This is a genomic window from Thauera phenolivorans (genome assembly GCF_001696715.1).
GTDB classification, from domain to species: domain Bacteria; phylum Pseudomonadota; class Gammaproteobacteria; order Burkholderiales; family Rhodocyclaceae; genus Thauera; species Thauera phenolivorans.
Window position 1 is genome coordinate 271,803 of sequence record NZ_MBFM01000001.1, and the last position, 7,508, is coordinate 279,310.

The window sequence follows — 7,508 nt, forward strand, 5'->3', positions numbered from 1 at the left end:
TGGTCGCATTCGGATTGCGGATCACGAACTGTGAACCCTCCAGCCCCTCCGTATAGTCGATCTCGGCACCGAGCAGGTACTGGTAGCTCATGGGATCGATGAGCAGGGTGACCCCGTTCTTGACGTAGGCGGTGTCGTCCTCGGCCACTTCCTCGTCGAACGTGAAGCCGTACTGGAAGCCGGAGCAGCCGCCGCCATTGACGAAGACGCGCAGCTTGAGGTCGGGGTTGCCCTCCTCCTCGATCAGCTCGCGCACCTTGTCGGCGGCACTATCGGTGAAGACCAGGATTTCGGGGGTTTCGGCAACAGCAGTCATACTCTCTCCTTTGTCGGGGCTCGGCGCGCATCATGCACCGTCGCGCCGTATAACGTCAAAGCATCGGATCGCAATCCGCGCCGCAAGTTCCTCAGGGACTGACCGGGACCACATCGAGCCCCGTCGTCTCGTCGAATCCGAACATGATGTTCAGATTCTGCACGGCCTGGCCGGCCGCGCCCTTGACCAGGTTGTCGATCACCGACAGCACGACGACGGTGTCTCCGCCCTGTGGGCGATGTACCGCGATGCGGCACAGATTCGAGGCCCGTACCGAGCGCGTCTCGGGGTGACTTCCCTTCGGCATCACATCGACGAAGGGCTCGTCGGCATAGCGCGCCTCGTACAGTGCCTGGAGGTCGACGTCCTTCGTCAGGCGGCCGTAAAGCGTGGCATGGATGCCTCGGATCATCGGCACCAGATGGGGCACGAAGGTCAGCCCGACCTCGGCGCCGGCGGCGAGCGCCAGCCCCTGGCGAATCTCGGGAAGATGGCGATGCCCCGCCACCCCATAGGCCTTGAAGCTGTCGGCCGCCTCAGGGAAAAGAGTGTGAACCCCGGCCTTGCGGCCCGCACCCGACACCCCCGACTTCGCATCCGCAACCAGGTTGCCGAGCTCGATCGCGCCCGCTTCGATGAGCGGCAGGAAGCCAAGCTGGACCGCGGTCGGGTAGCAGCCGGGGTTCGCCAGTACGCGCGCACCGCGCACCTGCTCACGATTGACCTCGGGCAGTCCATAAACCGCCTCCGCCACCAGCTCCGGCGCCGCATGCGTCATGCCGTACCACTTTGCCCACTCGGCCACGTCACGGATGCGAAAGTCGGCAGCGAGATCGACCACCCGCACGCCGGCGCCGACCAGCTCGGCGGCCTGCTGCATCGCGATCCCGTTGGGCGTGGCGAAGAACACCGCGTCGCATTTCTCGAGCGCAGCCTCCTGCGGAGTGACGAACTTCAGGCCGACCCGGCCGCGCAGGCTCGGGAACATGTCGGCTACCGGCGTACCTGCGTCGCCGCGCGAGGTGATCGCAACCAGCTCGACGCCAGGATGGCGCGACAGGAGCCGCAGCAACTCGACGCCGGTGTAACCCGTGCCGCCGACAACGCCTACCTTGATCATCTTCCCTCCTCGTTCTGCTTGGCCTGGAAGCGCGAATTATGGCACTTCCGGCCAGATCGATGTACCGCCCGCAGCGCCTCCTGCCTTCAGCGCTGGACTCCTCGCTGCCGGCGCACACAATGCAAAAAGCCGTCCCACCGGGGGACGGCTTTCCTGAAAGCGGCCAGCGATCAGCGCTTGGAGAACTGCTTGGCGCGACGCGCCTTGCGCAGACCGACTTTCTTCCGCTCGACTTCGCGTGCGTCGCGGGTGATGAAACCAGCGGAGCGCAGCTGGCCCTTGAGCTCGGCGTCGTAGTCCACCAGCGCGCGGGTGATGCCATGACGCACCGCACCGGCCTGGCCGGATTCGCCACCGCCGGTGACGTTCACCATGATGTCGAAGCGCTCTTCGTTGCCGGTCAGCACGAGCGGCTGACGAACCACCATGCGCCCGGTTTCACGCGAGAAGAACTCGTCGACCGGCTTGCCGTTGACGACGATGTTGCCGGAACCCGGCTTGATGAAGACACGCGCGACCGCAGTTTTGCGACGACCCGTACCGTAGTTGTAAGTCACAGCCATTGAATCGGCTCCTGTCAGATCTCGAGAGTTTGGGGCTGCTGTGCAGTGTGCGGATGCGACGGTCCCGCGTAGCACTTCAGCTTCTTCAGCATGGCATAGCCCAGCGGACCCTTCGGCAGCATGCCCTTCACCGCCTTCTCGAGCACGCGCTCGGGGAAGCGCTGCTGCAGCTTGGTGAAGTTGGTCTCGTAGATCCCGCCCGGATAGCCGGAGTGGCGGTAGTACTTCTTGTCGGTTGCCTTGTTGCCGGTGACGCGCAGCTTCTCGACGTTGACGACGACGATGTAGTCACCGGTATCGACGTGCGGCGTGTAGATAGCCTTGTGCTTGCCACGCAGGCGACGGGCGACTTCGGCGGCGAGGCGGCCAAGCACCTTGTCCGTGCCGTCGACCACGAACCAGTCGCGCTTGACCTCGTGCGGCTTGGCGGAAAACGTTTTCATTCGAATCCTCGATTTTTGTCAGGCCTGGCGAGCCGGCCACCAAACGGAAAGCGCGAAATAATAAAGCGCGCGCCGCCCGCGTGTCAATGTCGACGAGCACGAGCGACCAAGAACGATCGGGATAGGGGCGGTCAGGTTACCTGACCGATCCCCTCCCACACCACCCGGCATGCGGGTCCGCACCGGGCGGTTCGAGCAGTTGAGGTCATGAGAGCCGAGGCACGCCAAGCCGGTCGAAGTAGGCGATGGGCATCGCTCGGTTCAGCGCCATGCGGCTGTTACGCCACCAGCACCGACTGTTCGCGGCCACCCTGCGGGCATCCGCTTGCGAGGCGCCCAGCGCCAACAATTCCCGATACATCGTCGTACCCCGACGCCAGTGCTTGAGCTGCACGGCACGCAGCCGGTGTCGGATCCACTCGTCGAGTTCGCGGAACACCTTGGGTGTCTGCGCAAGCTGGAAGTACGCCTTCCAGCCCGGCATGTAGGCCCGCAGTCGTTCGGCGACCTCCGGCAGGCTGCGCCCGCCCGAGCGACGCGTCATTTCCCGGATGCGTTGTTTGAAGGTCTCCAACGCCTTGTAGGCGACCGCGCATTTGATCCGGTCGCCCGCACTGCGCCACAGTTCGTAGCCCAGAAGCTTGCGACCGGTCGCCGACGCCACCGCCGTCTTGGCCTCGTTGATCTTCAGATGGAGTCGGTCGTAGAGCTTGCGCAACCCTTCCAGCACCCGTTCACCTGCGCGGCGACTGCACACATACACGTTGCAGTCGTCGGCGTAGCGCACGAAGCGGTGGCCACGTCGCTCCAGTTCCCGATCCACCTCGTCGAGCAGCACATTGGCCAACAGCGGCGAGAGCGGCCCGCCTTGCGGCGTGCCCTCGTACCGCTCGATGAGCACCCCGCCATCCAGAATCCCGGCCACGAGGTAACGACGAACCAGCCGCAGCACGGCTTTATCGTCGATTCGCCTCGCCAACCGTTCCATCAGGATGTCGTGATTGACCCGGTCGAAGAACTTCTCCAGATCCACATCGACCACTACCCGGTAGCCGTCCTGCACGTAGCGCTGTGCATCGAGCACCGCGTCGTGCGCACGGCGTCCCGGCCGGAAGCCATAGCTGTGTTCGGAGAACGTCGGATCAATGATGGGCTGCAAGACTTGCAGCAGGGCTTGCTGGATCAGCCGATCCGTCACCGTCGGAATCCCCAGTTCGCGCACCCCGCCATCGGCCTTCGGAATCTGGACGCAGCGCACCGGCACGGGCCGGTAGCTGCCATCGAGCAAGGATTCCCGAATCCGGGGCCAGTGCATTCTCAGGTACTCCGCCGTCTCGGCAATCGACAACCCATCCGCCCCAGCACTGCCGCGATTAGCTTTGACGCGTTTCCACGCCAGAACCATATTCGCGCTCGCGAGCGCCTGCGCAAGCAGGCCATCTCGCCCCGGGCTTCCAGTTGCGCGCCGCGCCGTTCGTGCTTCATCACGCACCGCTTCGAGCTCGGCTTCACCTCGCTCTCCCGCATTGCGCCCCGGCTCGCCGGGCTTCTGATGCACTGCACGTCCGAGCGACACGGCCTTCGGCCCTCCTACTCGTTCGGCCCTTCGCCCCAAACCAGCGGCTACTACGGCCTCGGCTGACTCCTCGCTCCGGTGTGGCACCGTCGCCCTTTCAGGCACAAGGCGAGATCTCCCCAGGTAAGAACGCACTCCTTCGCTGCACAACCGCCGGATCTACGCCACTTCGCCTTGATCACGAGAGCTTCGCGGTTTCTGGCCCGCTCGCCCTGCTCGGCAGCGCCTTCTATCCGATTCTTGTTCATCGGCTCGCAGCTTACGCTCCACGCTTCCTCCCCACGCTCGGTCACCCTCGCGCAGTTGCGCTTAGCTTCGTTCGCTGTGATCAACTTACGGCGGGACTTGCACCCGCAGGAGTGCGCCCATGCTGGGCGCACAAAAAAAACGCAGCCCTCTTGGGACTGCGTTAAATCCACACCAAAGGAGGAGGGTGGAGGAGACACTGCTTGGATCCACTGCGCTGCCTGACGCTGCGCCAGCGATCCGACTGAGGCCAATTATGCGGATCCGGCCTCCGAAGCGCAAGCAGTTTTTGTGCGACGCAGTACAAACTTACTGATTCGCCTATCGAACGCGGTTATCGCTTTTCACTTCCTTGATTCGAATCAAATTAACGCGATCCGCAGCACACCGGGACCGCGACCGACGATCCGGTCAGACCACTTCGCGACACCATTTTGCTGCATCGCATAAATACCGTAGGGTATGGCTTTCCCGGGCGCCAGCCAGCTCGCCTGCGCGCGCCTCACGGCGGGCTCCGGTAGAATCCGCGCTCGGTCGGATCCGGACGCATGGCGTCCGCCTCACCCAGCACAGGAGAAGCAGCGAATGGAATGCACTGTCAAGTGGATGGACGGCATGAGCTTCATTGCCGAGACTGGCTCCGGCCATCTCGTCGCCATGGACGGCGCGCCGGAAGCGGGCGGCCGCAACCTGGCGCCGCGGCCGATGGAGATGATGCTTGCCGGCGCCGGCGGCTGCACCGCCTTCGACGTCGTGATGATCCTGAAGCGCGGACGCCAGGACGTGCAGGGCTGCGCCGTGCGCCTGGAGGCCGAACGCGCCGACACCGACCCCAAGGTGTTCACGCGCATCCGCTTCGTCTATACCGTCAGCGGCCGCAAACTCAAGCGCGAGACCGTGGAACGGGCGATCCATCTTTCCGCGGAAAAATACTGCTCGGCGTCGATCATGCTCGCCAAGACCGCCGAGATCGTCCACGAACTCGAACTGATCGAACTCGACTGACCCCCTCCCCCATCCTTTGGGGGCCCCGATCTCAGACCCGGTAGGCGAGCGTCGTCATCACCTTCGAGGCTAGCTTCATCGCGCCGCGCACCGGGGCCGGCAAGGCGTGCGCCCCGAGCCGGACGGCGGTCTCGGCATGTTCGATCTCGTCGGCCTTCATCTGCTCGACGATCGCGCGCGACTTGCGGTCCGTCGGCGGCAAGCGCTCCAGATGACCCGTCAGGTGGCTCTCGACCTGGCGCTCGGTTTCGGCCAGAAAGCCCAGATTCCAGCGATCGCCGAAACGCCCGGCAGCCACCCCGAAGGCGAGCGCGCCCGCATACCACAACGGATTGAGGAGACTCTTGCGCTGGCCGAGTTCCGCGATGCGGCGTTCGGTCCAGGCCAGGTGCTCGGTCTCCTCGCGCGATGCCTGCTCCAGCGCGTCACGGATTGAGGGGTCGTGCGACATCAGCGCCTGGCCCTGGTAAAGCGCCTGGGCGCAGATCTCGCCCACGTGATTCACTCGCATCAGCGCACCCGCGTGGCGCCGCTCGGCGTCGTCGAGCGGCGCATCCGGCACGTCGTCGCCGGGAACCGGACGCAGGCTGTGTGCCGGTGCGAAGACGGTGCGCAGCGCGCGGTCGAACTCGATGATGGCGCGGTCGATCATGGCAGTACTCCACGCGAAGGGTCGTGATGATGGTCTCCGGCGCCGCGCAGCCGGTCGAGCGCGTGCTCGCGGTCGCGCGGCGGCACCGGGCCGTCGCAGAAGAAATCCACCGCGAGCGCGGCGCGCGCGCGATTGTAGCCGTTGTGCGAGATCGGCTGCCACGCGCTGTTCTTCATCCGCGTCCAGCTGCCGTCGCTGCGTCCGCCCGCGTAGATGCGGCGCTCGCCGGTGGTGCAGCGGATCCCTTCGAAGGTCACGTTTTCGGCACCGCCCGGCGTGCGCACCACCAGCACGTAACGCACGACACGGTCGGCGCCGACGCTGAGGCTCGCCTCGTCGATGAAGTGCCGGTTCGGCGACGAACCGCCCACCTCGAACGGAATCAGACGGGAGGCCTGCGGTGCGGGCGGCAGCACGAGCTCGTCCTCCGTCCAGTCCGGCTCGACATCGCCCAGAAAAGCGGACGCCCCCGCCGAAACGCAAGCGAGGGCCAGCAGGCCCCCGCGGATAAGGTGAAGCGCAACGTGTTTCCCAAGCATGAACCTCTCCATGGCGGCGCCCCGCCCCGAAGGACGAGAGCGCGCAAGACGCACACTAGCGCCGCGATGCCGCCGAAGTGGCGGGCTCGGCAACCGGCAGGCGGTAGCTCTCGGGCAACTCCCAGACCCGCGAGCGGAACAGGATGCGCGCCAGCTCCAGCAGCGCCATCTGGTACACCTGTCGTTTGAACTCGATCACCGCATCCAGCGGCACCCAATAGTCGCTCCAGCGCCAGGCGTCGAACTCGGGATGATGGCTCGCACGCAGACAGACGTCGGTATCGCGCCCGACGAGGCGAAGCAGGAACCAGATCTGCTTCTGTCCGCGGTACGTATTGCGCCATTCGCGCCGCACCCAGTGGCGTGGCACGTCATAGCGCAACCATCCGCGCGTGCGACCGAGAATCTTCACGTGCTCCGGGCGCAGACCCACTTCCTCGAACAGCTCCCGGTACATCGCCTGCTCCGGCGATTCGCCGTGCTTGATGCCACCCTGCGGGAACTGCCATGAGTGTTCGCGGATGCGCTTGCCCCAGAAGACCTCGTTGCGCGCGTTGACCAGTACGATGCCGACGTTCGGGCGATAGCCTTCACGGTCGAGCATGATTAAGACCTTAATATTTCTGCGGTTGGAATGGATTTTTCCACACTTGCCGACTCTTTGAAAGCGCGGCCCCGCCGCAGTTCCGGCACACTCAACGAAAGCGCAGGGGCAATCCGATCGCCCCTGCGCTAGAATCCCGCGGTTTCGACAACGCCCTCCCGGACCGAACCTCCCATGCGCGCCACCCAGTTCCACCTGTTCACCCTGAAGGAAGCCCCATCCGACGCCGAGATCGTCAGCCAGCAGCTGATGCTGCGCGCCGGGATGATCCGCAAGGCCGCCGCCGGCATCTACTCGTATCAGCCGATCGGCCTGCGCTCGATCCGCAAGGTCGAGAACATCGTGCGCGAGGAGATGAACCGGGCCGGCGCGCTCGAACTGACGATGCCGATGGTGCAGCCGGCCGAGCTGTGGCAGGAGACCGAGCGCTGGGACAAGATGGGC

General features: G+C 65.1%; 9 protein-coding genes and 1 pseudogene. 2 read left to right on the forward strand and 8 right to left on the reverse strand.

Annotation, left to right across the window (positions count from 1 at the left end; genetic code table 11):
- The 5 genes from erpA to ltrA form a co-directional block, all read right to left on the reverse strand.
- Positions 1–316 (reverse strand): iron-sulfur cluster insertion protein ErpA (gene erpA / locus BB334_RS01255; protein WP_068804380.1); only part of this gene is annotated, 316 nt, incomplete at its 3' end.
- 91 nt (positions 317–407) lie between these two features.
- Positions 408–1,436: an N-acetyl-gamma-glutamyl-phosphate reductase gene (gene argC, locus BB334_RS01260; protein ID WP_068803554.1), complete on the reverse strand. Its 1,029-nt coding sequence runs from the start codon at positions 1,434–1,436 to the stop codon at positions 408–410.
- Between the two features lie 170 nt (positions 1,437–1,606).
- Entirely contained in the window at positions 1,607–1,999 is a 393-nt protein-coding gene (rpsI, locus tag BB334_RS01265; RefSeq protein WP_068803556.1) for a 30S ribosomal protein S9, read from the reverse strand.
- Positions 2,000–2,013: 14 nt separating this feature from the next.
- The gene (gene rplM / locus BB334_RS01270; RefSeq protein ID WP_068803557.1) at positions 2,014–2,442 is read right to left on the reverse strand and encodes a 50S ribosomal protein L13; all 429 of its coding nucleotides are present in this window, start codon (positions 2,440–2,442) and stop codon (positions 2,014–2,016) included.
- A 205-nt stretch (positions 2,443–2,647) separates the two neighbouring features.
- Positions 2,648–4,000, reverse strand: a complete 1,353-nt coding sequence (gene ltrA, locus BB334_RS01275; RefSeq protein ID WP_232756612.1) for a group II intron reverse transcriptase/maturase — start codon at positions 3,998–4,000, stop codon at positions 2,648–2,650.
- 849 nt (positions 4,001–4,849) lie between these two features.
- On the opposite strand from ltrA, the gene BB334_RS01280 reads away from it, so the two are divergent.
- Positions 4,850–5,269: an OsmC family protein gene (locus BB334_RS01280; RefSeq protein ID WP_068803559.1), complete on the forward strand. Its 420-nt coding sequence runs from the start codon at positions 4,850–4,852 to the stop codon at positions 5,267–5,269.
- A 31-nt stretch (positions 5,270–5,300) separates the two neighbouring features.
- On the opposite strand, the gene coq7 is transcribed toward BB334_RS01280, so the two are convergent.
- From coq7 to BB334_RS01295, 3 genes are read right to left on the reverse strand one after another with little or no spacing between them, the layout of a single operon-like run.
- Positions 5,301–5,921 (reverse strand): 2-polyprenyl-3-methyl-6-methoxy-1,4-benzoquinone monooxygenase, encoded by a 621-nt coding sequence (coq7, locus tag BB334_RS01285; RefSeq protein ID WP_068803561.1) that lies wholly within the window; start codon positions 5,919–5,921, stop codon positions 5,301–5,303.
- Positions 5,918–6,460, reverse strand: coding sequence for a CNP1-like family protein (locus BB334_RS01290; protein ID WP_068803564.1), 543 nt, complete (start codon positions 6,458–6,460; stop codon positions 5,918–5,920). The genes coq7 and BB334_RS01290 overlap by 4 nt, the downstream gene beginning before the upstream one ends.
- 55 nt (positions 6,461–6,515) lie before the next feature.
- Positions 6,516–7,064: an RNA pyrophosphohydrolase gene (locus tag BB334_RS01295; protein WP_068803565.1), complete on the reverse strand. Its 549-nt coding sequence runs from the start codon at positions 7,062–7,064 to the stop codon at positions 6,516–6,518.
- A gap of 174 nt (positions 7,065–7,238) precedes the next feature.
- Here BB334_RS01295 and BB334_RS01300 point away from each other — a divergent pair.
- Positions 7,239–7,508, forward strand: a pseudogene (locus BB334_RS01300) (proline--tRNA ligase); the annotation flags it as partial.

Bases quoted from the DNA above. Each gene is read 5' to 3' on its own strand.
- argC (WP_068803554.1), bottom strand. From the start codon at position 1,436: ATGATCAAGGTAGGCGTTGTCGGCGGCACGGGTTACACCGGCGTCGAG.
- coq7 (WP_068803561.1), bottom strand. From the start codon at position 5,921: ATGATCGACCGCGCCATCATCGAGTTCGACCGCGCGCTGCGCACCGTC.
- BB334_RS01295 (WP_068803565.1), bottom strand. From the start codon at position 7,064: ATGCTCGACCGTGAAGGCTATCGCCCGAACGTCGGCATCGTACTGGTC.
- BB334_RS01290 (WP_068803564.1), bottom strand. From the start codon at position 6,460: ATGCTTGGGAAACACGTTGCGCTTCACCTTATCCGCGGGGGCCTGCTG.
- rplM (WP_068803557.1), bottom strand. From the start codon at position 2,442: ATGAAAACGTTTTCCGCCAAGCCGCACGAGGTCAAGCGCGACTGGTTC.
- BB334_RS01280 (WP_068803559.1), top strand. From the start codon at position 4,850: ATGGAATGCACTGTCAAGTGGATGGACGGCATGAGCTTCATTGCCGAG.
- rpsI (WP_068803556.1), bottom strand. From the start codon at position 1,999: ATGGCTGTGACTTACAACTACGGTACGGGTCGTCGCAAAACTGCGGTC.